18 protein-coding genes and 1 tRNA gene are annotated in these 24,470 nt (G+C 34.1%); 12 read left to right on the top strand and 7 right to left on the bottom strand.

Annotated features, from left to right (window positions below; translation table 11 throughout):
* The first annotated feature begins 506 nt into the window (after positions 1–506).
* The 5 genes from ACP6PL_RS09365 to ACP6PL_RS09345 all read left to right on the top strand — a co-directional run bounded on the left by ACP6PL_RS09365 (position 507) and on the right by ACP6PL_RS09345 (position 3,212).
* On the top strand, positions 507–728 hold the full coding sequence (locus ACP6PL_RS09365; protein ID WP_426544836.1) for a hypothetical protein: 222 nt from the start codon (positions 507–509) through the stop codon (positions 726–728).
* A gap of 47 nt (positions 729–775) precedes the next feature.
* Positions 776–982 (top strand): hypothetical protein, encoded by a 207-nt coding sequence (locus ACP6PL_RS09360; RefSeq protein WP_426544835.1) that lies wholly within the window; start codon positions 776–778, stop codon positions 980–982.
* Between the two features lie 134 nt (positions 983–1,116).
* The gene (locus ACP6PL_RS09355) at positions 1,117–1,380 is read left to right on the top strand and encodes a hypothetical protein (RefSeq protein WP_426544833.1); all 264 of its coding nucleotides are present in this window, start codon (positions 1,117–1,119) and stop codon (positions 1,378–1,380) included.
* Between the two features lie 20 nt (positions 1,381–1,400).
* On the top strand, positions 1,401–2,417 hold the full coding sequence (locus ACP6PL_RS09350; protein ID WP_426544831.1) for an aldo-keto reductase family protein: 1,017 nt from the start codon (positions 1,401–1,403) through the stop codon (positions 2,415–2,417).
* 42 nt (positions 2,418–2,459) lie between these two features.
* Positions 2,460–3,212 (top strand): peptidylprolyl isomerase, encoded by a 753-nt coding sequence (locus ACP6PL_RS09345; protein ID WP_426544829.1) that lies wholly within the window; start codon positions 2,460–2,462, stop codon positions 3,210–3,212.
* 73 nt (positions 3,213–3,285) lie between these two features.
* On the opposite strand, the gene ACP6PL_RS09340 is transcribed toward ACP6PL_RS09345, so the two are convergent.
* The 5 genes from ACP6PL_RS09340 to ACP6PL_RS09320 form a co-directional block, all read right to left on the bottom strand.
* A complete protein-coding gene (locus tag ACP6PL_RS09340; protein ID WP_426544827.1) occupies positions 3,286–4,041 on the bottom strand; it encodes a peptidylprolyl isomerase in 756 nt (251 codons plus the stop codon).
* Positions 4,042–4,267: 226 nt separating this feature from the next.
* Positions 4,268–6,139: a beta-barrel domain-containing protein gene (locus ACP6PL_RS09335; RefSeq protein ID WP_426544825.1), complete on the bottom strand. Its 1,872-nt coding sequence runs from the start codon at positions 6,137–6,139 to the stop codon at positions 4,268–4,270.
* A 224-nt stretch (positions 6,140–6,363) separates the two neighbouring features.
* The gene (locus tag ACP6PL_RS09330; protein ID WP_426544823.1) at positions 6,364–9,120 is read right to left on the bottom strand and encodes a peptidase domain-containing ABC transporter; all 2,757 of its coding nucleotides are present in this window, start codon (positions 9,118–9,120) and stop codon (positions 6,364–6,366) included.
* An 18-nt stretch (positions 9,121–9,138) separates the two neighbouring features.
* Positions 9,139–9,762, bottom strand: coding sequence for a helix-turn-helix domain-containing protein (locus ACP6PL_RS09325; RefSeq protein WP_426544821.1), 624 nt, complete (start codon positions 9,760–9,762; stop codon positions 9,139–9,141).
* 805 nt (positions 9,763–10,567) lie between these two features.
* Positions 10,568–11,428, bottom strand: coding sequence for an Npun_R2479 family HD domain-containing metalloprotein (locus tag ACP6PL_RS09320; RefSeq protein WP_426544819.1), 861 nt, complete (start codon positions 11,426–11,428; stop codon positions 10,568–10,570).
* 1,241 nt (positions 11,429–12,669) lie between these two features.
* Here ACP6PL_RS09320 and ACP6PL_RS09315 point away from each other — a divergent pair.
* From ACP6PL_RS09315 to ACP6PL_RS09285, 7 genes are all read left to right on the top strand, one after another.
* Positions 12,670–13,491, top strand: coding sequence for a cobyrinic acid a,c-diamide synthase (locus ACP6PL_RS09315; protein WP_426544817.1), 822 nt, complete (start codon positions 12,670–12,672; stop codon positions 13,489–13,491).
* Positions 13,492–14,298: 807 nt separating this feature from the next.
* On the top strand, positions 14,299–15,450 hold the full coding sequence (gene gshA, locus ACP6PL_RS09310; RefSeq protein WP_426544815.1) for a glutamate--cysteine ligase: 1,152 nt from the start codon (positions 14,299–14,301) through the stop codon (positions 15,448–15,450).
* A gap of 648 nt (positions 15,451–16,098) precedes the next feature.
* Positions 16,099–16,560 (top strand): tRNA (cytidine(34)-2'-O)-methyltransferase, encoded by a 462-nt coding sequence (locus tag ACP6PL_RS09305; RefSeq protein WP_426544838.1) that lies wholly within the window; start codon positions 16,099–16,101, stop codon positions 16,558–16,560.
* Between the two features lie 984 nt (positions 16,561–17,544).
* A complete protein-coding gene (locus tag ACP6PL_RS09300) occupies positions 17,545–19,965 on the top strand; it encodes a peptidoglycan DD-metalloendopeptidase family protein (RefSeq protein ID WP_426544813.1) in 2,421 nt (806 codons plus the stop codon).
* Between the two features lie 296 nt (positions 19,966–20,261).
* Positions 20,262–20,334 (top strand) — tRNA-Met (locus tag ACP6PL_RS09295).
* 986 nt (positions 20,335–21,320) lie between these two features.
* Positions 21,321–21,920, top strand: a complete 600-nt coding sequence (locus tag ACP6PL_RS09290) for a peroxiredoxin (RefSeq protein WP_426544811.1) — start codon at positions 21,321–21,323, stop codon at positions 21,918–21,920.
* A gap of 162 nt (positions 21,921–22,082) precedes the next feature.
* Positions 22,083–22,646, top strand: coding sequence for a peroxiredoxin family protein (locus ACP6PL_RS09285; protein WP_426544809.1), 564 nt, complete (start codon positions 22,083–22,085; stop codon positions 22,644–22,646).
* Positions 22,647–23,818: 1,172 nt separating this feature from the next.
* Here ACP6PL_RS09285 and ACP6PL_RS09280 read toward each other — a convergent pair.
* A complete protein-coding gene (locus tag ACP6PL_RS09280) occupies positions 23,819–24,004 on the bottom strand; it encodes a TLTLP motif-containing protein (RefSeq protein ID WP_426544807.1) in 186 nt (61 codons plus the stop codon).
* Between the two features lie 105 nt (positions 24,005–24,109).
* The gene (locus ACP6PL_RS09275; protein ID WP_426544805.1) at positions 24,110–24,466 is read right to left on the bottom strand and encodes a hypothetical protein; all 357 of its coding nucleotides are present in this window, start codon (positions 24,464–24,466) and stop codon (positions 24,110–24,112) included.
* Between the last annotated feature and the right edge of the window lie 4 nt (positions 24,467–24,470).

The following is a 24,470-nucleotide window of genomic DNA, read 5'->3' as shown; positions in this document are numbered from 1 at the left end:
TTTTAACCAGAGGTAATTATCAATTATCCATTATCAATTATCAATTAATGAAAGGAGATGTTTCTTTGACTAAAAAGATGATTTATGAACTAAAAAAAGCATCAAAGCGATTCATTATGACTCCTGACCCCTAAAAAATACCCTGTCTATTTGTAACAAACATTTATTAAATTGGTGTAACAGAACAAAAACATACTGAATAGTTTGATTTATAGAACTATTGAGATTAAAGGCCATAAAATATTGTCCAGAGTAAATTTTGATTTAATTATGATAATTATGTCTAAAAAGAAATTGATATTTACTTGATTTTTATCATCTGAAGACAACATCAAGTAATTAGGATTTATTTATTGTTCAATCATTTCTTATAACTCAATTATTTATGTCTTTTTTATCATCAAAAAAGACTTTGCAAGCAAATAAAAATCACTTACTATAGTGAATGTAAAGAGGTAAACGACCTCAAGCAAAAATCAAAAATTATAACAAGGAGAACATTTATAATGGCTAAGATCACTGTTTCTAATCTAACTGCTGCTGGTTCTGAACTTTTCATGGACTCAGAGAGCTTTCTAAATGATGTAACTGATGAAGAGCTTTTTGCTACTACTGGTGGAATCACTCCTTTAGGATTTGTTGTAGTCTTCGGTGTTAAGGTATCTACTGGTTGGATTGCTGGTGGTGCAGTACTAGGTGCTGGTGCTGCAATTGCAGAAGCTCTATAGATTAAAGATAACTTGAAGTAAAAACTGAAAACTAAAGGAGATAACAAATGTCTGTAATCGCTATTAACAATTTAAGTCCAGTAGGAGCAGATCTGCTTTCTGATCAAGAAACTTTTTTAAACGAGCTAACTGATAGTGAACTCACTAATACACAAGGTGGATTTACTGTAACTATCTTAGCAGTTGGTGCAGGTGTAGCAGCTAGCTACGGTATCACTAAAGCTGGCGTAGCAATAGTTAAAGCTATTTTCTAAACTATCTCTTTTTGCTTGGTAATTATTACCAGGGAATTGACAATAGTGTAGTAGGATAAAATCAAAATTCATTACTTGAATTTTACTTATCCTCCTACTACTTTTTCAATAAAATTTTAGGAGTAATAAAATATATGAAACTTGCCTTGGCACTATCAATTTTCAGTATTATTCTAGCTATTTCCTATATTTTTTCTGTAGACTATGCAGGTACTATAGCTTTCCTATCCCTCGGTATTTCTCTGGCACTGATGGAAGATGTGGGAACTGATAGATTACTAATGCTAAGTGGAGATAGTATGCTTTCAGTTAAAGCAATTTTTGCCTGGGTTACTCTGATTGGATTTATCATTCTGTTTTCTTATAAAGTAATTAGAGATACTAGGCAAAGTATGTAGTTTTACCAATCTGTAAATTTATGCAAATAACTGACTTATCTCCACAAAAAACTATGCCACAAGTGGAGAATTTTCATTCAACCATTAAATTTCCAGAATCTGATTTACCTTTCTATCGAAAATTAGGCCGTACAAATTTAGAAGTTAGTTGCCTTGGCTTAGGTGGTGGAGGTGGTATTTCTAGTGAGGATACACTCTATGCCTTTGATAAGGGTATAAATTACTTTTTTTTCTCCAGCGATCTACATCACTATTTATATAGTTTAATGTCCGGAGCTTTACGTCAGTTATGTGGACGTGGTTCTTCTGTCAGAGAAAAAGTGGTATTAGCAACTGTAACTTATATCAAAAACCCAGAAATGGTATTGGGAGCATTATTAGATCAATTTGCTGAGTTAGGAATAGACTACATTGATGTTTTTTTCTGGGGTTGGGTAGGGGCAAAAGATGGAACAGCTTTAGAAGAATGTTTACAACTTTCTCCAGACTTGAAAGGTTCTAATTCTGTTTATCAACGGACTATAGAAAGAATGTTTGGTATTTCCGAACGGTTGAAAAAAATGGGTGTGGTTCGATATATCGGCGCTTCTTTCCACGATATTAATTTAGCAAAACAATGGTCTAATAGTCCTCTGTTAGATGTAATAATGGTTCGACACAATGTTGCCCATAGGACTGCCCAAAATCAATTACTTAATCAATTAAATCAAGAAGATACAAAACGTCCAGGTATTGTAACTTTTAAGTCTAGTGGTTCTCACTCTGGTGCGCTTTGGGATACACCTATAGGTTTACCACATGGTTGTTGGCAACCTTCTGTACCTGATTTTTATCGTTATTCTTTGACTCAAAACTCTGTGGATGTATGTTTAACAGGTTTACAATGTCGAGAAGAAATCGATGCAGCGATCGCGGGGGTTCAAAAAGGAAAATTAACAAAGGCCGAAATAGAATACCTGAATTTATATGGAGATTTGCATCGTGGCCGTCTCAAGATAGAAGATATCTCTGCTCAATCTTTGCTTTACTCTAGGTAGAAGTTCATTAATACTATAGTAAACATCTTTAATATTTGAACAATGAGAGAAACTTTAGAAAAGTTACAACTACCAAATATATCAGAAGCTACCGACGAAGAGATTATTGGGTATTTGCGACGTTCCTGTAAACTTGCAGCAATAGCAGAGTCTGCTGAAGAAGAAGCGTTAATTTTGGGTATTTGTCAAGAGTTAGACATCACAATTTCTGATGAAGAGTTGCAAAAAGCTGGTGATACATTTCGTCAAGAACATCATCTTTCTGAAGCATCCAAGACAATAGAATGGTTGGAAAAACAAAGAATTACAGTAGAAAATTGGTCTGAGGGAATTAAGATATCTCTACTAGCTCAGAAACTAAAGGAACATTTGTTTGGAGAAATAGTAGATACTGATTACATAACTAACCGTAATAATTATCAGCGTTTTGCTTTATCTCAAATTTTAGTTTCTAACCTAACTGAAGCTGTAGAAATACTTCGGTTATTAAGAGAAGAAAATACTTCTTTTTGTGCCTTAGCACTAGAATATTCCAAAGGAAAGCAGTCTCAGGAAAATGGAGGTTTTGCTGGAGTTAAGTTTTTAGTCGAACTGTTACCAGAAATTTCTCAAGTTGTTGCTGATGGTGAAGAAGGTAATATTTTAGGTCCTATTCAAACTAAATTAGGATACCATATCCTCAGAATTGAGAAAAAATTTCCAGTAATACTATCAGAAGTTAGAGAGCAAGTAATAGAGTCTTTATTTCAAGTTTGGTTGCATCAGAAAATTAACTCTCAAGAAAATTTTTCCTGAAGTCAAAATATAAAAAATTAAGCCCTCTTCTATAATCATTACATACATTAGAGGGCTAATAAAGCCGGATTAACTATGCTACCTGAATATTTGAATCAAGCTTTTTAACAATCTCAAATTTCTCAACTTGTTCTTTAATCCACCCATCAAACAATTCTGAAAGTATCTGATAACGCAATTTATCTGTTAGCTCTGGTTGAATAATTTCCTCAACAAAAATTAAATGTACTCCTTTAGAAGTGACTACAGGTTTAACAATTTGTGGTGGTTGAGCAGCAAAAACAACTGCTGAAATTTCTGGTTTTAATTCCCGGCGTTTTACTATTCCTCGATAACCGCCAGAACGTCGTAGTTCTTGCTCTTGAATATACTGATGGGCAACTTCATAAAAAGTCATTTCTCCTTCCTGAATTGCATAGTATAATTCCATTGCTAAATCTTCATCATCTAACACCGCTTCATAAATAACTGCGCCTGCATAATTTAACTGATTTTCAAAGAAATATGGCTCTACTTTATTTAAAAATAAATGATTAGCTAATTTTCCAGATAAAAAACTATAGTAAACCATTTCTTCAAAATCATCAAGAGATAAACCATACTTTTCTAACCAAGTCCAAGTTTCTTTTGCACCATGGAGTTTATTCATTGCCCGCATTGCATCTGCTGCTTTTTGCAGTTCTTCTGTTGTTGTTTCAATACTTGCCTCTGCGGCTGCTGTTGTCAGAATTTTGCGCGTAATTATTCCTTCTATAATTTCTGGAACTTTCAAAGATAATTTAGCTTGCTTGAGAATATCTTCAGAACTAATAGTAATAGATTGTGACATGATTTGGTTCCTTTTGGTTTATTGAAATATCAAAAATTAAAATTGTTGATAGTTTAGTAACTACAGCTTTTTATTAATCAATAGTAGAACATAAAAACTTTCTCTAATTATCAATTATCTATTGAAAAGGATAAACTTTAAACCTAGATTGAATCAATTAATAATTATTAATTATTAATTATCCATTATCCATTATCCATTATTAATTATCCATTATCAATTATATCTATAATTCTAAACCGCCCTTTTGTAATTTTTTAAATGGATCGATAATAAAGTCAATTACCCGACGCTGACGGACAATTACTTCAGCAGTTGCAGTATCTCCTGGACGGAGAACTATACATTCATCTTTGGTAGGAATGCAAGCTTGTTCTAAATCAATTTCTAACTCATAAGTCGCCACAGGACCTTGATTAGTTTCTTGAATTTCAGAAGTAGGAGAAATCTTGCTTAAAGTTGCTTCAACAATACCATAATCTTGAAAAGGATAAGCATCAAATTTTAATTTGACTGGCATTCTTTCCTTTAAAGAACCACTTTCTCCAGTTGCCATTTCTGCCTTTAATAATAGAAAAGAATTTTTAGGAGCAATCTCTACAACCATCTCTCCTTGTTGTACCACATCTCCCACCTTATCTACTGGCAAGTTAAAAACTGTACCATTAGATTTTGCTCTAACTATTCGTTTTTCTAAGTCAAAATTTAAAGAATCAATTTCTTTTTCTGTTTGAGCAATTTCTGAAATCAAACCAGTTTTTTGAGCATCCAAATTTTTGAGTTGTTCTTTAATTTTTGAGACAGCAATTTCACCTGCATGAATAATAGTTTGATAATTATTTTCTTGTTCTCCAAGACGTAATTCAGCTTGCTCAATTTCTGATGCAGCTTGATGAATAATTCTTTCATAACTACTTTTTTGTTCTACTAAACGTAATTCCGCTTGTTCAATATCTGACTTAGATTGATGCAAAATTCGATTATAACTACCTTGCTGTTCTTCTAAACGTAATTCCGCTTGTTTAACATCGGCTGCTGCTTGATGAATTACCCGATCGTAATTTTCTTCCTGCTCTTGTAAACGTAATTTAGCTTGTTTTAAATCTGCTTGAGATTGTTCTAATAATCTTTGTCTTTCTTCTGATATATTCTCTCTTTCAACTACTTGAACTTCACTGACTACACCCTCAGTCCAAATATTGCGGTATCGTTCTACTTCTCGCAAAGATTTTTGCCACCGTATTTCTGATAATTCTAAAGCAGTTTGACTATCACGCACACGTTGTTTTCCTTGACTAACTTGAGCAAGTTTTTCTTCTTTCTGTAAATTTAAAGTATTGTTTAAATCTGCCAGATTTTGTTTTGCTTGATGAACTTGAGCTAATTTTTCTTCCTGTTGTAGACTAGATGTTCTATTCAAAGCATCAAGGTTTTGTTTCGCTTGATGAACTTGAGCTAATTTTTCTTCTTTCTGAATATTATAGACAGTTTTGAGAGACTGTAAATTCCGTTTTGCTTGCTCTACTTGCGCTAACTTTTCTAACTTTTGAGATTGATTTTGTCGTTGCTGAGTCTGAAGTTCTATTTCTAATTGCCCTTTTTGTTTTTCTAATTGTGTCAGGCGATTATTTTCCCCTTCTAATTTAATCTGAAGTTGCTGGAGTCTATCTTGAATTTGTCTGGAGTCAAACTCAATTAAAATATCTCCCGCTTTGACTGTATCTCCTTCTTCTATATGAACTTTTTTGACTGTCTCTGCAAAATCAACTTCCTGTTTTAAAGTACCTTTTTGTGGTTCTAATCTACCTCTAGCAACACCTGTTTCATCTACTTTTGCCAGCATTGACCAAGGCAATACAATTGTCACAAATAACACGAGAAAATATAGAAGTCCTCGCGTCCATCTTTGAGGTAAAGCATCTAGTAATTCTTTAGTAGCATAAGACCAGTCAGCACTAGATTTTTCTCTAGTTTCAGTTAATAAACTTTCAGTTGTTAGACGATAACTAAGAGTATTTTTTTCTAATGTAACTAGATCAGTATCCAATTTTTTATGACCATTAGATTTGATTATTTCTGGTGAATTTAGTTGAGGCATAATTTAATTTATTCCTGATTATTTTTTTTTGCTCGGATAAATTTATTTGCTTCCCAAAGGAACAAGATGCTCCTACTATGACAGACTACTAGACAGACAGCCAAAATGTTACGTTATGTTTTATGGGGTGGGTTTATCTCAATAGTTTGTAACGCCATTAACTTAATGCGGAAGCCGCCCCTACTATTGTCACATTTTAGGCGTGTCACATAACTACTAATACTTTAAGCAGCCACACTTAATTGTTGCTGATTCAAATAATAGTAATGACCTCGTTTTGCCATTAACTCTTCATGTTTTCCTTGCTCAATTAATACCCCTTTATCTAATACCAAAATTAAATCCGCTTGACGCACGGTAGATAAACGGTGAGCAATAATTAATGTGGTTCTATCTTTCAGTATTTGATTAAAATTTGTCTGAATAATTCGCTCTGACTCAGCATCTAAATGAGAGGTTGCTTCATCCAAAACCAATAACTGAGGATTTCCTAACAAAGCACGAGCGATCGCTAATCTTTGCCTTTGCCCTCCAGATAACATTCCTCCCCCTTCACCAATTTGAGTTTCATAACCCATGGGCAACTTTTTAATAAAATCATCTGCTCCAGCTAATTTTGCTGCTTGTATAATTTCTGTCAAACTTGCTGAGGGGTGAGCAATACTCAAATTTTCTCGAATGGTACCGCCAAATAAAAAAGTATCCTGGTCAACTACGCCAATATGCTGACGTAGCGAAGGTAATGATAGAGTTGTTATATCTTGATCATCAATCAAAATTTTGCCATCAGTGGCAGGATAAAGCCCCAAAACTAACTTAGAAATAGTCGTTTTTCCGGAACCACTCCGTCCTACTAATGCCACTGTTTGTCCTGGTTTGACCTCAAAACTCAGATTTTCCAGTACATTAATATCACTCTCTGGATGATAACGGAAAGTCACATTATCAAACCGAATATGACCGCACAATCCCATAACCGACTGTCGCACCTGATGTTGTAAATCTTCTTCCGGTTCAGTATCAATTACGTCATTGATTCTTTCTATAGCAATAATTACTTCCTGAACTTGATTCCATAGTGCAGTCAATCGTTGGAAAGGCGTAATTACATTACCAATTAACATATTAAAAGCAACTAACTGCCCAATAGTCAATTCTCCTTGAATGACTAACCAGGCACCAAACCACAGTAAACCTGTAGTAACTAAAGATTCTATCCCAGAACTAAATATTTGCAGTCGGTTACCAATAATTTGTCCAGAAAAGTTTTTTCTGACAGACTTGTTCAGAAATTCTTCCCATCGCCAGCGCACAGTTTGCTCCACTGCCATTGATTTAACAGTACGGACACCAGAAAGGGATTCAATTAAATAACTATTCTCCTCTGCTAATGCTCCAAAAATTTCCCTGGAAATTCTTCGTAAGAAAGGGGTAGCAATTAGGGCTAAAATTACAAACGGTGGTACAATAACTAACGCCAGTAAAGCCATTTTCCAACTATACCAGAACATTAGTCCGAGATAAATAAACACTGTCAACAAATCTAATAAAATTGACAGTGCTTCTCCTGTTAAAAAGCGTTGAATTTTCTGGTTTTCCTGAACACGGGAAATAATATCCCCCACATAACGAGACTCAAAAAAGCTCAAAGGCAAACGGAATGTGTGGCGTATAAATCCAACAATTAATGAGACGTGAACTTTATTTGCTGTATGGTCAAGCAGATATTGTCGTAACCCCATCATTGCTACTCGGAATAAACCAAAAATAATCAACCCCAAGCCTACAGCAGTTAATGTTAGGGTGCTACCCTGCACTACTACCCGATCTAATAATAGTTGGGTAAATAATGGAGTAATAAGTCCAAAAATTTGAATGATGACCGAAGCAATAAATACTTCTAGTAGTACCCCCCCATGAGGTTTGATTAATTCAAAAAATTGCCAGAATGGAGTAACCGTTTCTTTCGCTTCTTTGATCAAAGCAGTAGGTTGGAGGAGCAAAGCATAACCTGTCCAACTATCTTTAAATTCTCTGTGGGTGAGGATGCGTTGACCAATAGCAGGGTCTGCTACAACAACGTGCTTTCTGCCTACTTCATAAACTACGACATAATGCTTACCTTCCCAATGAACAATAGCAGGTAATTTTTGTTTGCCAAGTTGGTCAAGACTTGCTCTAACTGGTCTGGTGGCAAACCCAATACTTTCTGCTGCTGCTGATAACCCCCTCAATGAAGCACCGTTACGGTCTACATTCGCAATATCTCGAACTCGGTTAACGCTAAAACGCTTCCCCCAATAACGAGCCACCATAACTAAACTAGCAGCACCACAGTCTGAGGCACTTTGTTGGGCAAAAAATGGATAACGCCTGGTAATTCGCTGTAGTAGATGACCTACTCTTTGACTGGGGCTAGGAAAGTAGGCTTTTCTAATCTTTTTCTGGGCAATATCTTCAGTTTGTCTATTCTCAAATTTGACAGTAGTTGGGAAATTATCAGTCGAGGTGACAGATAATTGAGAAGTTTGCCCTAGAGGAATTGGTAGGTTATCTGATTTGACTTGTAAGGAATTTTGCTTTTGAGCAACTGCGTAAAGATGTTCTCGAATTTGAGGATATTCTTCTATGAGTGGGGTCAGAGTTTTTCCCGACAAATAGCAAAGTTTCAAATTTACCGATGCTCTGGCTGAGTAAGGTAGAAAGTCAGCATTGGGAAATAAGGTACATTCGCCAAATGTTACTCCTGCATTTAAAGTGGTAATTAATTCACCAGCCTCATCTAGTAGTCTAACTTTGCCTGCAATAATAATATAGATGCCTGACTCTCCTCCCTCTGCTTGCCAAAACTGACCAACTTTCGGTGTCAAATATTCTAATGTTTTCAGGCAATTTTCTATTTTTTTTTCTGACAGGGAATATCCTAAGACATCAGTGAGCTGCCCCTGAGTCAAAGCAGGAGTGGGTGCATTTTGAACCATAACTCAAAATTTTATTTACTAAATATTTAGGGCTTTGTTGTTGAAACTGTTGAAACTTAATGTTCCCAGGGATGGGTTAAGATTTAGGTCAGAGCTAAGGTCTCGAATTACAATGTTTTTTCCATTAATATCTTGACCAGCAATTTCTTTCGCCTTCGGTGGCTTTGGTTTTGTCGATAAACCCATTTGTTTGAGTAAGCGGTTAATATGGCGATCGCTTAACTCAATGCCAAATTCTTTTGCTAGATGTTTACTTAACCAATTAGCAGTCCACCGCTGGAAGGCATAACCAAATTCCTTGGGACTATTAGTTACTAGCTGTTTCAACCTTTCTAAATATTGTTCATTAACCTCTTGGGGACGACCTATAGGATGATTATTCCATTGGTGAGCTTGACCAGACTTAGCGACAAGCATCCAATGTCTAGCTGTAGCTAGAGAACAACCAATAGCTTTACAAATTTGGCTCTGAGTTTTGCCTTCATCTGCTAGCAGCATGATTTTTATTCTCTGGCGATATTGCCACGGCAACTCATCATCTAGATTTTTTTCTAAGAGTTTACGCTGAAAAGATGTCAAGCAGTTGCCGTGTACACTTGACTTACTCTTTGTGACTTTGGAGTTTAAGTGATTAGACAACATAGGTTTATAGTTATTTGTTTACAGCTATGGCCTTTCTGCGAGATATATATTTTTTTAACTACAACTACATATATACATATAGTTGTGCAGTTTTGTCTTTTTTATTTGAAAATTTGTTTTTATATGATTGGTTAAATTTAGTTATCCTAAATTTACCTAGAAATTCAGAACGAAAACTCTTTGACAGACTTTCCTATTTCTTGGTTTAAGTCTAAATCTTGTTATTTTTTAGGATGGTTAATGAACAGGATTATGTATTTAGGATCACATCATATTTTAGATTGCCAGAATTTACTTAACCCTGATGGCTAAAAAGATAACTTAATGTCTATATTTATGACAAGAGTTTTGATTCTACTTCATCAAATCTTCATATATCTACTCTAAATACCTCTTTTGATGAAGCCTAATAGGATACCCACCTTCTCACCTCTCTACCTATCCCAAATAGGTTAATAATAGGTAAAGAGTCCGAAATTGTCATCGGTGTTCTAGTAGCACGACTTGAAAATGAAGAGGTTACCGTGCATAAGTGAGTAGCGATCGCTTTAGATAAATTAAGCAATAGTTCTGATATAATACTAGATTCGGGTATAAAAGCAGGTTTATTCCATAGCCTAATAGCTTATGTAGCAACAGCTTTAACTTTTAAAAATACCTTCTCACGAAGATAGATTTGGTATAAGATAATCAAATTTGAATTTCTACTTTCAGGAAATCATCAAAAAAAACCGGGTTTCCCATCTTTCGCTGAGATATCAACCCGGTTTCTCTAATGAGAATTTATTTTGTTTCAATATATAATCTAGCTGACAAATGCTGCTTCTGGTATAGCATCATCATGTTCAACCCTGAACACATTAGCACTTAAATTAGCTACAATTTGTTTTCCCTGTTGGGTCAAATTCAAATAAGTGATCGCATCCCTAATATAGCTATAAACTACATTCCAGTAAAACTTAGGATAACCCTGACGTAAATCACCTGGATTATGGTATCCTAATATTTTATTCTGGCCTGTTTCCTCAAATTCATAGAAAAGGGCACTAATTTTTTGTAAATAGCGGGGGTCACTCAATTGACCAATTAAATCTGCAGCCCTAACTAGACCAGGATAATTTTCCTTATCCTGATGATCCTTATCTGCTGGTACAGGGAAACGAGTCAATTCTATATTACGCTTAATTATTTCTGCGTCAATTAACTTATGACCTCCAAAGCGTTCGTCAATAAATAGCTTACCTCGGTCAACATGATACGGAGTAAGACTAGCATCTGTAGCACCTCTTGGTAGAGATACTTTCATGTTATCTACCCCTGTAGCATACAACCTTAAATCCCCTCGATCTTGACGACATACACCTTTAACATACCCAATATCGTGACAAAGTAGGGATATGTGGTAGTGTAACCAATCTTCGCAAGATACCCCACCTTCACGGATATGCTTCCCTCGTAAAACTTCTTGTCCCACTAAAGTTACAAGAATAGTATGTTCTACATTGTGATAAAGGGCATCACCATTAGCAATGCTTTCTAATGCCATCCCAGCCGCCCAGGCTATAATATCAGCATAATCTGATTTATATCCACCATAAGTATGGCGATAGCCATCAATTAGCTGTTTTATGAAAGCATCAATCAGAAGTTCAGTAGAGTTAAACATCTGCAGTCTCCTAATTTCAATTGACTTTTATTTTGAACTTATACTTACTTTTATTTACCATCATAAACAGATTATCTAAACTCATTTTTTCCCTCTGATCAAGTCTATACATTTATAGTACTGAGTTATTCTCGTTAATAGCTCATCAATTTGTTTCAAGTTTCACCCTTACTTTTCTTTAATTAAGTAAGCATCATTTCCTGGAGAATGCTGGCCAAACAGCTATCAGCTAGCTTCTTATAGAGGAAATGCGATTTACTCGAATGCTTACTTTTAATATTTATAGTCATCGAAAACTGAATCTCAAGCTATTATTAGATAAATAAAGATAAATTACCTCAGAAAAGTGAAAAATTTTATAACCCTTATGCTTAATCTAGCCATATGTAATTCAATTATATAAATACATAAGCAAGTTTTTTAGATAGGTTATATCTATAAAATTTATTTTTTTCCCCAGTTAAGTTATTCCCTAAAATCATAATTTTTTTACCTAATCCAACCGAGAAAGCATACATCAGTAATTTTTCTTCTTAACTGAACATCACATCAATATTTTCTTATTGCAATTTATTGTGATTGCGAGTATATTTTTCATTTAGGTTATTAGTTAATTCAGTTTCAATTTTATTTAACTAAAAACATTTATAGTTATTAATACTAATATAGCATTTCTTATTCCAGGTTAAGTAAAGTAAGTAACCTTGAAAGTAAAACAAGAATAATTAGAGAAATGAAAAACCTGGCATCTGATAACTTAGTTATAGTTTATGTAGCACTTCATAAATTTATTATATGGAGTCTATTTTCAATTTTATTACCTATATTTAAGCGATAAATTATGTCGATAATTAGAACATATCTAAAATCTAATTTTGATAATAATATTTAGTTGTCCATTTATCAGGTATTCACTCTTGACAGATTTGCTGGATTTAGTGTAACATTATATACTCATTATATTCAGTATTAATCATAAAGTAAAAAAATATAGTCCCTTAGATTGAATTATCATATAGTTATTGCCCCTAATATTCTTTTCAAACAGATATAATTGTCAATATATATACTATTTGTACTTAGGAATCATCAGACATTATTTTATATAATTTTATCTCAACTTGCCTGTGATTAAAATCTACTATCATTAGTGACAATAACATCATTTATATGTGATTCTCGCCACAAAAACGAATAGAGAATATTGTAAAGACATCTATAACTAAATCAAAAAAATAGTAATGACTAATCACAAAGATAAGTCTCAAAACATATTATTTGATCCTCATCAAGAAGATAGTATCTTTGAAAAACTCCCTCAAGAAGTTAAAAAATGGGCAGCTAACTTACCTTGGGATCAACGCCGTTATGTTTTATCATTTTCCTATATTCTGTGTGCTTCTTCTACTGAGAAACAAGCAGAATTCTTAGATGATTACATAGCAGATGGTTTAGCCGTAAAAATGTTGCAAGATATAGATACAATTAACAGGGTTAACAAATATCTGAAACGCTTTCGTGCCAAAACAAAAATCAATGAATATGTACTCCGAAACTACATTAGACTATACTATATTCATGCTGCTCAAGATATAAGTTCTCAAACTAAACATTATTTAGAGTCTGCCTTAAATTTAGTCATTAATACAGAAGAAAGAAATCAAATTTTTAACTATATCTTAGGATTTGAGTTAATTAAAATTATATTTACAATGAGTTGGCTACAACATGAGAGACTAGCTCGGCTCCAAACAAATCAAGAAAATTTTATTAATACATATATAAAGCCTATTCAGTATGCCCATCAAGTTAATAGTATTATCGTACCTAAAGATAAAGGTGTATTTTTTGCTAAAAGAGATTATTATGTGCAAATACCTGAAATATCACCTCAAAAATTAGTAGAGTTAGTAAGAGAAACTTTTACTGCAGAGAAAGTTAATAAATGTGGTTTCATAATAACTCGTCATGTTAAAGCTTTAAGATTTGACTTTGATTATATCTTCCAACAGCAAGAGCAAGAAGGAATTTTTCCTGGTGAATTTGAGTCTATAGTTAATTAATACCACTTTTAAAAAAGAATGCTACAAAAAGCTAGCTCTCTATATAGTGATGTTTAAAAATAGCATATATAATTAGTTTTATAAATTTATTTCTATCATTATCCTCTTTTTTTAAAGATTTACTTACTCTTCCTTTTTCCTCTTTCCTTATTTCTGATTTCTACCATTGATACCAAACATTTATCACGTTTGGTATAAGGTATGATTCTAGAAAAGGGCGATATAGCTCTCGCACTTGCTCCGCCTTTCATATTACGCAGCGAAACGGTAAACTCTCAAATAATACAAATTATTTGGAATACTAAGTTGACCGAAATATTGTGGTTTAAAGCCTCCCCTTTTAAGGGGATAATAAATAAAAATTTTCCTGTTCGTCAATCCTCTTCTTTTCAATGAGAGGTAATTCTAAATTCTTAATTCTAAATTCTTAATTCTTGACACATTTCTAAATTTGAGATTCAGCAACGCCTCATTATTAATTCTAATTTTAGTAGAATGCAATTAAGTAATAAGCAATCAGAAATAAAATAATTGTAGAATAATAATTAGAAACTGCTAATCAACTAAATCTTCAAACTTTAATACTACCAAGGCTGTAAATCCCTGCCTAATTGTAAAAGTTAGAACTCAAGAGGAATATTTTTATCTCATTCCTCTTTTATATATTAGAAAATATCTACCTCTTCGTTGCCTATCCCTTGTTTTAGATTGAATTTACAAAAAATTAAACCCTAGAACATAAGGTAAAAAGGCGTTAAATACACGATAAAATGAAAAATATAAATAAATCAGACTCAGGAGCCTGTCGTGCTGCTATCAAAAGGATTTGAAGTAGAAATGTACACTGGCACACCCCAAGGTAATATATTTGGCCTGTCAGAGGAAATTGTGGCCAATGTAGAGGGGTTTGTCAGGGAGCCAGATAGTAGAAATGTAGAATACACTACTGCACCATTGTGTAGCTACGATCGACTTTTATGCGCTCTAGTAAAGCCAAGACTAAAACTAAGAAACTATTTAAGCACTTTAGGAGATTACACTATAATTCCAGGAAGTACTTTATCTCTAGGGAATAGTAATCTTTTTTATCGTTCTGACCCAAACAACCCATATCACACATACATAGAACAAACCTACGGTACGACAGTTGTTACAACCAGTATTCATATTAATGTTGGTATTAGTGATCCAGAATTACTAATGCGAGCTATTCGCTTAATTCGGATGGAAGCTCCTTTATACTTGGCTCTCAGTGCCTCTTCTCCTTTTCTCGATGGTCAAGTAACAGGGTTTCACTCTACTCGTTGGGCTACTTTTCCCAAAACTCCGACTTATGTTCCTTTGTTTGAAAGTCATGGTCATTTGATTAAATGGACTGAGGATAAAATTGCATCAGGCATTATGCAGAACGTCCGTCATCTATGGTCCTCTGTGCGCCCTAACGGCGATCGTCGTCCATATAATCTTAATCGTTTAGAATTAAGAATTTGTGATTTTGTACACAACCCAGTTATGCAACTGGCCCTAGTTGCTTTCTTAGAAGCTCGTTTATGGCAATTGTTTGATGACCCTAGTCTCGATCCTTTAGAAAAAAGTAACCTTCCAGCAAATAACCGTCCAGAGGATTTAGTCAATTTAGCAGATAATAATGAAATTGCAGTAGCTCATCATAGCCTCGAAGCTCAAGTCCGCCATTGGGAAGATGGTAGAACTATTTTAGCTAGAAATTGGATTGAGGAAATCTATCAACAGGTTTTACCTTATGCTAAAGAACGTGGTTTTAGTTGCTTTCTTTCACCTATTAAAAAAGTTCTTCGTGAAGGTAATACAGCACAAAAATGGTTAAAGCAATATGAAAGTAGTTTTGACACTCGGAGTGTAATTAAAGCAGCAATTGAGGAGATGGCACAACAAGAAGAAGACTTGGAAGATAAATTGTGTCAATCAATGGTTGCATAACCTGAGTTGTATCCTATCATAATTCATGTTTTTTACTTCCTCTCTGGAAAGCTGGTTGATTTTCATAAACCTCTTAAAATTTTGAATATCATAACCAACTTCTTGCAAACCTCAGTCAACTTTACTAATTTGATGCTTCTTATTTAAACTGCTGATATAGGAATGGATAATTAACAACTATAATGGTGTATTGAGCATTTTTTATTAAACATTAGACCTCTTGAAAAAATATTTTCCCCTAGACTCTAAGGTGACTTTTTTTTAGCATTTATTTCTATGAAATAGCAATAATTTATCAGTTTTTTTGAGTGATTTACTTACGGCGATTGCCAATGGTAAAAAAAAACGTAAATCAAGCCCAAAATAAATTAGTGTAGCTAATAATGAAAATTCAAATAATCATGATTATTTGAGATTTTAATTTCAGCATAATTTGCTTCTTGAAGAATTAGACAATTATACTAAAGGCAAAATTAATAAATACAATATCTTACTCTAGTAGTTTTAAAGAGACAAAAATTATGAGGCTTCCCTTTTTCATTCATTATAAGTATATATAGATATAGTAAAAATTATATGGGTAATAATATTCATCAAACCTTTTAAGTCACTATGATTTGATAGGTGTCAAAATATATGATTGATTTCATGCCTCAAATTGTCCTAGTCTATCCACAAATTCCACCAAATACAGGTAATGTTGCTCGTACTTGTGCTGCCACTGATACAGAACTACATTTAGTAGGGCCTTTAGGTTTTGAAATTAGCGATCGCTATTTAAAAAGGGCTGGTTTAGACTACTGGCCTTATGTCAAATTCAACTATCATCATAACCTCGAAGATTTTAAAATCTATCATCAGAATCGAGGTGGAAGAATGATTGGCTTCAGTAAAAGGGGCAAGTTTAATTATACCAAATTTCAATATCAAACAGATGATTGGCTATTATTTGGTTCCGAAACTAATGGACTACCACAAGATCTTCTAGATTATTGTAATGCAACTCTCTATATACCAATGACACAACCAAAGGTTCGTAGTTTAAATCTTTCTGTTAGTGCTGCCTTGGGTTTGTTTGAAGCTAGGCGTCAACTAGGTTATCTGAGCTAAAATCATCATTTTATTACTCAAAGAAAAGATTAAAATCTCAGATTAACAATTAAAGTTATCTCAAGATGAATCTCAATAGTATTGAGTTGAAGTCAATTTTTAAACATTAGGACTTATGCAAATAAACTCAGTTGTTACGATAAATCCTTGATTTTAACAATCAACATCTACGAAAAAAAGGGGTTTATCGGTTCAGTATGACTAAGTTTTTAATATTTTTAGTTAATTGTGCAATCTAGTAATTTAATCCCTGAATGTTGAATGTTTTTTCAAACCAAGGAAATACTGAGACAAATAGAAGTAAAAAAACTTATATATAACCGAGGGAATACTCTAGGCAAGATTAAGTATAGCTTGTGATAATTAAAGAAGTAGAGATGAGATGGATTGTTTTAGCTACTTTTATACTTAGTATCAAAAGACTAGCAAAAAATCAAATAGTGTTCCTATATCCCTAGAGATAAAAAGTGTGAAACTTTTCTCCGTAATGCTCATTGCCCATTTAATTAATTATGCAGATATTTTCGACACAACCGTGCTGAGGACTGCTATATCAACTCCAGTCTATACCCATAAGAAATTTCTATAACTGTGTCAATTGCCAAGAACAACAAGTTGTTGTATACCAAAATTTAGATTATATTTCCTCCTGAAATCCTCCTCTGAACCTAGAGGGTATTTACTACAGGACTAAAGAAAAGAAAAATATAACTGGACTAATTGCTAATTGAAAATAGGGCAATAGCAAACTAGGGACAAGGATATTGCTCTATATTAGTTTGTCAAAAGTTAATTATTTTCTTTGATTTTGGTCATTACATCAAAATTAAGTTAAAATTATCCTTGCTTTTTTTATCAAAGCAAGATAACCTAGCCTAAGCCTGATGATTTAAAGTGATCTGGATCTCTAATACTAAGTGACCTGGATCATTGACAAAATTAAAGTTCAGGACAGTTAAACGCTTGTGAATAGGAGGTCGTTCTGTGAAACGAACATTTCCAAATAAGAGTAAGTCTATTGCTAACTGTGAACTTGACACAGAAGCAAATGTTGAACATACGAAACAAATAAATTTAGGTAGTAGTAAGGCTTGTTCTTCTGCTGCAATGATCGGACTTGCTGCTATCTCAACTACAATGGGTGCATCAGGTATTCTCTTTCCTGGGGAAGGTGATCGTGCATTAGCAGTAGAACTCCCTCAAGTAGATACAAATCAACCATATTCTTCTGCAGTAACAATTCCAGAAGTAAATGTTACTGGAGTTAATAGACATAAAGGTCTACTACTACAAAAATTGACTCAAGGTTATGTAAAGCCTGCAGAAAAAATTGATTCTGAAGTAGGGATAACTAAACCTGAAACTGTTTTGCCTTCAGTACAAAAATCAGGACATCAATCCTTTGTGCCTGTAGAACTTAAACAGAAAAACCTGAATCAAGGACAAAGTAATGATTTGCCTCCTTTCGGATCGTTAGGGAGAGTACAAGTCAAGAAAACTATCAGTAGTGATAGCCAGCTAATTGAGCAGTTAAAAACAGGAATTAACCCTGTTCAAAAACAAAAAAACCGCCCGGCAAAAAGTTCGGTGGATTGGAGGTATGAGGAGTCTGTTTCTGAGTCTGTAGGAAAGTCTTTTGATTCATCAAAAAAGAAATTTCCAGAAAATGTATATCAGAAATCAGAAAATTTAGTTGTTGCAGAACCAAAGCTACAAATAGCTACCCCTAAAAAAATAGATAATAACTCTGCTGGTAGAGAAATAACCGATCACGAAGTAGATATTTCTCAAGAGTCGATCAAGACCAAACAGACAAAACTAGAAGGGGCAGTAGTTATTGATTCAGAGATGACATCTACACCAGTTTCATTGGTGTACAAAGTACGCGTTGGGGACACACTCAGTTTAATTGCTGGCCAGCACAATGTATCTGTAGGAGCATTGGCTAAAATTAATCAAATCAAAGATCCAAATGTAATTGAAGCTGCGAAATTACTAAAAATTCCTCAGCAACCATCTTCTTCATCCTTAACCTTAGCAAGTTCTACAACTGACCATTCTACTGACCTAGAATCATATTCTTTTGGACAAGAAGAATTAAATCAACCTTCTCTGGGAACTACAAACAATCAATCTGATTTTCCAGAAGTCAAGATACCTATTAAAAAATCTTACTATTCATCATATAGTAGACCTAATATCGCTGCACCTGAAGTCTCAACAACAGGTAGTTTAGAGCTTGTTTCTTGGTCTCAAGATACAGCTCATAGAGAAGACCAAATAAATCACAAATCAAAAGAATTTATAACTTCAACACAATCCGTTGCTACAGATAGCCCCAAAACGCCCTTAATTAATGGGAAAGTATGGCCTAATCATCTAGAATCAAAGGTATCTAGGCCAAATGGTGCTGTGGAGTTAGAAAATCAAGTCCATTTTAGTAATAACCAACCTGTTCAACGAACAGACATTGCTAGTGAGACAAAAGAGAGTGAATCATTACCAGTAGCTGAAAGAGATCATCAAGAAAATCCTTATGCCAATCGTTTAAGGTCAGAAATTACTAGACTACGACAAGAATATAATGCTCAAAAAGATTTTGAAGAATCTCAGCTTACTCATTCAAAATCAACAACTATTCCAGCACCTGAACAACTATCTTCAGAAAATAACCTATCTCTTAATCATCAAATTCCTACAGACAAAAATACTACAGACAACAATAATAGATACTTACAGCAAACTTATCAGGTAGAAATTAGCAGCTCCCAAACTAGACAATGGTCTGAAGAGATAGAAACTAATCGTCCAAGGAGAAATCCTGCTACGGCTGTGAAAGAACTACCTGTCGTAGATATTCAAGAATCTCAAGACTCATCACTCATGGCTGCAGCACCGATAGGAGGTAATGCCGATGAGATTCTAAGCAACCCTTCAATCGGAAAAATGGTTTCTCCAGATTTGCCACCTTTAGGTCAAGCTGATACCTATTTACCTGGTGGATCAATGCAATTTACAGGGTATAGCTGGCCTGCGAGAGGAGCTCTGACATCAGGTTATGGTTGGCGATGGGGAAGAATGCACAGAGGTATTGATATAGCTGCACCAACTGGTACTCCCATTGTTGCAGCAGCCCCTGGTATTGTTACTTATGCTGACTGGAATAGTGGGGGTTACGGTAATCTAGTAGAAATTCAGCACCCTAATGGTAGTCTGACAGTTTATGCTCATAACAGCCAAATTTTGGTTAGAGAAGGTCAAAAAGTGTCTCAGGGTGAGCTGATTGCTAAAATGGGTAGCACCGGACGTAGTACTGGACCACATTTACACTTTGAAATCCATCCCAAGGGCAACGGAGCAGTTAACCCAATGGCTTATCTGCCTTCTGGAATGGCTTATAATTAGATTATTTGAATCATATCAAATCCGCTTAATTTGGTATAAAAAAATGTTTAATCTTCAGCAATCAGCAAATCTTTCTAAATTCTCTTGATTCCTAAATCTTGACTCCTAATTAACTATCTAATTATACCAATGCTACCGGATTTGATATCATTCCCATTTCCAGCCATAGGAATCGCAATTGACATACAAACAAAGTTTGGCCTTGAGTTTAATCTAGTATGCAAGAACAAAACCTAAATACTTGACGAAACCATAGTAGAGTATGCTACTATTATAAATGGCTAAAAAATTAGTTAGGCTCAGTAGCTCAGAGGTTAGAGCAGGGGACTCATAAGCCCAAGGTCGCAGGTTCAAATCCCGCCTGAGCCATATCTATATACAGTTTGTAATTTTTATATTTGAGTTGATTAATCCCAGGACTAAAGTCAAAATATATTAATTCCAGGGGTTATTGATATGATTATTTTCCTGTACAGTAAAATTACAGCCATATATACATATAAGATACAGGTACTGTGTTTTTATAATTATGTTGTTATTGGCTCTTTATTATAGCTAAAGTAGTGATTTATCCATCTAACACTAGAGGCATCTTGATGATGATCATCAGAGTTAGGCTTTGGACTAATTCTGTGCAAGAATCTCTGTCCCTTTAGCGCGGAGATCGTCAATAGAAAATAAAATTAATACACGATTATCCCCGTTTTCTGTGAAGCATGACAGGGCATTATAGCGGTTCGTCTCACTGCCTCAATGCCAGTGTTTCCATGAGAGGCACTTAGCAGGCTAAAATCGCTATAGCCAGGCATATCTGTAACAGATCCGCAAACTCGTGAGGATTGCTATATTTACCCCGATAGGGGCTTGGCAACAAGTCGGTAATAACATACTCCAAAGTAAAGAAATTGCAGATTGCAGTAACAAGTACCATCTAGAAAGAGATATCTATCAATCTACCTCAAGTATGATTTACTTTAGATCCAAAATCTGCTATCCCTACTGATTGCGGAAGCATGAAGCAAATGGTGGCAAGGAAATGTCATCAACACTAAATAGGTAGGTAGTAGTGTAAACTACGTCCTCCTATGAGCCGGAGTAGTTCATTTGTATAGTGTCAAAACTTTGATGGCAGCTTCCTTCAAAGAAAACTTAGATGATATTATGATTAAAACATTGATAATTCAAACAGTTAACTGATGACTAATCAACTCGATTGATTAGGTTAAATTCTGCACTAATATTAGCTTGTTGATGGAAGTATTAGTAGTTAAAACTGGAAGCTCCTACAAATATTATATTGAGGACAGCTTATAGTAAAGAATTTATCAACTTATTTTCATAAGGAGAATTAAATCATGACAGACGAATGTCTGCGTGTGGGCCAAGAAGCTCCAGATTTTACTGCTACAGCTGTAGTAGATCAGGAATTCGAGACAATTAAACTGTCTGATTATCGTGGCAAGTATTTAGTCTTATTTTTCTATCCCCTGGATTTTACCTTCGTTTGCCCAACAGAAATTACGGCCTTTAACGATCGCTACAAAGAATTTGAGTCACTTAATACTGAAATTTTAGGAGTTTCAGTGGACAGTGAATTTTCACATCTAGCTTGGATTCAAACAGATCGTAAGTCTGGTGGTATTGGAGACCTTAATTATCCGCTATTATCTGATATTAAGAAAGAAATTAGTTTGGCCTACAATGTTTTAGATCCTGAAGCTGGTATTGCTTTGCGGGGATTATTTATTATTGATAGAGAAGGTATTATCCAGCACGCAACGATTAATAATTTTGCTTTTGGCCGCAATGTGGATGAAACTCTCCGCACTCTACAAGCTATTCAATATGTACAGGTTCACCCAGATGAAGTTTGCCCTGTGGGTTGGAAACCCGGGGATAAAACTATGAATCCCGATCCAATTAAATCGAAAGAATTTTTTGCTGCTATTGAATAAATTTTTTGAGCCAGTTGATCAACTATCTCGGAATTTTGATCAAGTATTCACTATAACACTATCGCTGAGACTATTTTACCCAAGTTGTTTGATTTGTAAATATTATAAAATATATTTCAACAAATTAAGGTTTTAACTTTTGAGTTTTAATTAATTCTGATCATGCTAAGTTCTTATGACTTTAGGGGTTTACTAAATCAACGTTTTTTTCAAAATTTATTACCTATTCCAGCTATTAATGGCTTGGAGGATGGAAAAAGAACGCCAGATTTTGAATTACCAGATATTACAAATGGAAAATTAGTTAGATTATCAAACTATTGGGGAGTAACTCCTATCATAGTTGCCTTGACTCGTATCTTTACTGAAAAGCAGTATTGCCCATTTTGTTTCCCCCATATCTTGGCTTTAAACAATAATTATCAAAAGTTTTTAGAACAGGGAGTAGAATTATTGATGATTACCAGTACGGATGAGGAGCAAAGTAAGATTGTTGTTAGAGACTTAGGTTTAAAGATGCCTTTACTTAGTGATTCTAGCTGTCAGGTGTTTAAAAATTACAAGGTTGGTCAAGCTTTGGGGGCACCTTTACCAGGGCAATTTGTATTAGATAAACAAGGTAGGCTTTGTTATAAACATTTGTTTTCTTTTCTAGATCATAATGCTAGTACTGAGGATTTGTTGGCTATTTTAAATAATAATATTTTTGATCAAAGTAATTTTTAAGAATAAGGTAAGCATTTCCTGCGGAATGGTGTACAAATAGCCGTCAGCTACCCTCTTGCTGAATAACTGGCGTACCTCAGCTATTAGCTTCATTAACTTTAAAGGAGGAATTAGCATTAAAAAATTCCCAAGAATTAAAATTATGGGTAAAAGAATATCAGTTCACCTTAGCAGTCTATTGAACTACATCTACATTTCCCGACAAACAATTAAATTGTATGAGAGATTGAATGTATATTGAACTACATCTACATTTCCCGACAAACAATTAAATTGTATGAGAGATTGAATGTATCAGGAAATATAAAAAGGAGATAGGGGACAGGGAATAAGCAGGGAGAAATCAAGACAAATATTTGTCGGTTAAAAATCTAGGAATATATGTACTGAATACTTATCTATCTACCAAATTTCAATCCCTTGAAGTATTATCGCTTTTATATTTTAGTCACTTCTTTGCTCTCTTAATACTTATTTGACAAACAGTCTATGATCAGCACATTTTTATTATGTTTAATTAAGCAGAGTTAATATTAGGTTGTTTGTTTTAAGTTCAATTAATGCTATTTGTCAGGAGAAAAGCCTATTCTCAATTGTTCGCATAAATCCAGTATTTATGCTTAATATTTTCCGGATGATTTAACTTTTAGTAAGGTCAATAAAGATACAATTTACAGAATATAAATACTTTAATATTTCCAGTTTTTTGTACTACTTTTTCTAATGCTACAAATTGATGTGCAGAATGTCTGGTTATACCAATTTCAAAGAGGAAATAAAAATTGCTTTAGCATCCCTTCCCCTATTATACACTTTGAAAAAAGAATGCTACAAAAAAGTGTATCTTGGAAAGAGTAGTTAAAAAGAGCTTTTAGAATTTATTTGAGAAAGCTATATATATAATTTTTCCCTTTTTTTATCCAATAGTTATCCCTTCTGCCAACTTTGGCCTTCCCTCGTATGTACGGAAATTGTATACAACCTCCGTACCATCTGTAACAAACATTTATCACGCTTGGTATTATAGTCTGGTTCAACTCTTAATCTTTTGAAGAAAAAGAGTATCAAGCAAATTGATTTAATCTCTAAGTAAGCAGGTTGAGTTAGAGTAATCTTAGAAGCTAAAGTAAGATAGAAATTGAAACTAAAGTTCTTAGAAATTTACTCAGAAATCATTCATACCCAGAAAATTCATAAGACGCTTGAGGAATTACATTGATATTACTATAAGAATAACGAGCAATAGCTAATAAAGGTAATGCCAAAGTTAATACAGCGATTGCCGTTCCCAAAATATTTGCAATCCATTGAGGAGGTTTATCATCTGAGTAACTAGGAGGTTGACTATCTGATTCCATATTCAGGAAATTTCTAAAAAACTTAAAATTGTTAGTTGTAATACAAGTTCTATTATAGATGCTGTTTTTAAGTTCACCTAAACTTTAAACCTTGATTATTGACAACTACGATTTTTTTTCCGCAACTTTGTCTTTTATACTTTGAGCTGTTTTTGCTAATACCAGGGATCTTTGACCTATACTTACAGGTAGTCTGGGTATATCTGCCAAAGAAGCACGAGATAAATCCAATAATAGTTGACGCACTTTTTCTACCCATTCTAGAGAATCTGAAGGAATAATTAGGCTATCAGCTTTTTCTTGGATAATTTTTGCTTTGTTTGCCAGTGGTAGAGCCCTTTCAGCAACATCTTCTGGTAGCTTAGGTTTATCGGAAACAGAAGCACGGGCAATCTCAACCAATAATTGATGAACCTTGTCTACCCACTCAGTATCTGAGTAGTGGTAATTTAAATTATTCATAACT

The organism is Dapis purpurea BLCC-M126, assembly GCF_050015975.1.
Lineage (GTDB): Bacteria > Cyanobacteriota > Cyanobacteriia > Cyanobacteriales > Microcoleaceae > Trichodesmium.
This window is presented reverse-complemented; position numbering and strand designations above follow the sequence as displayed.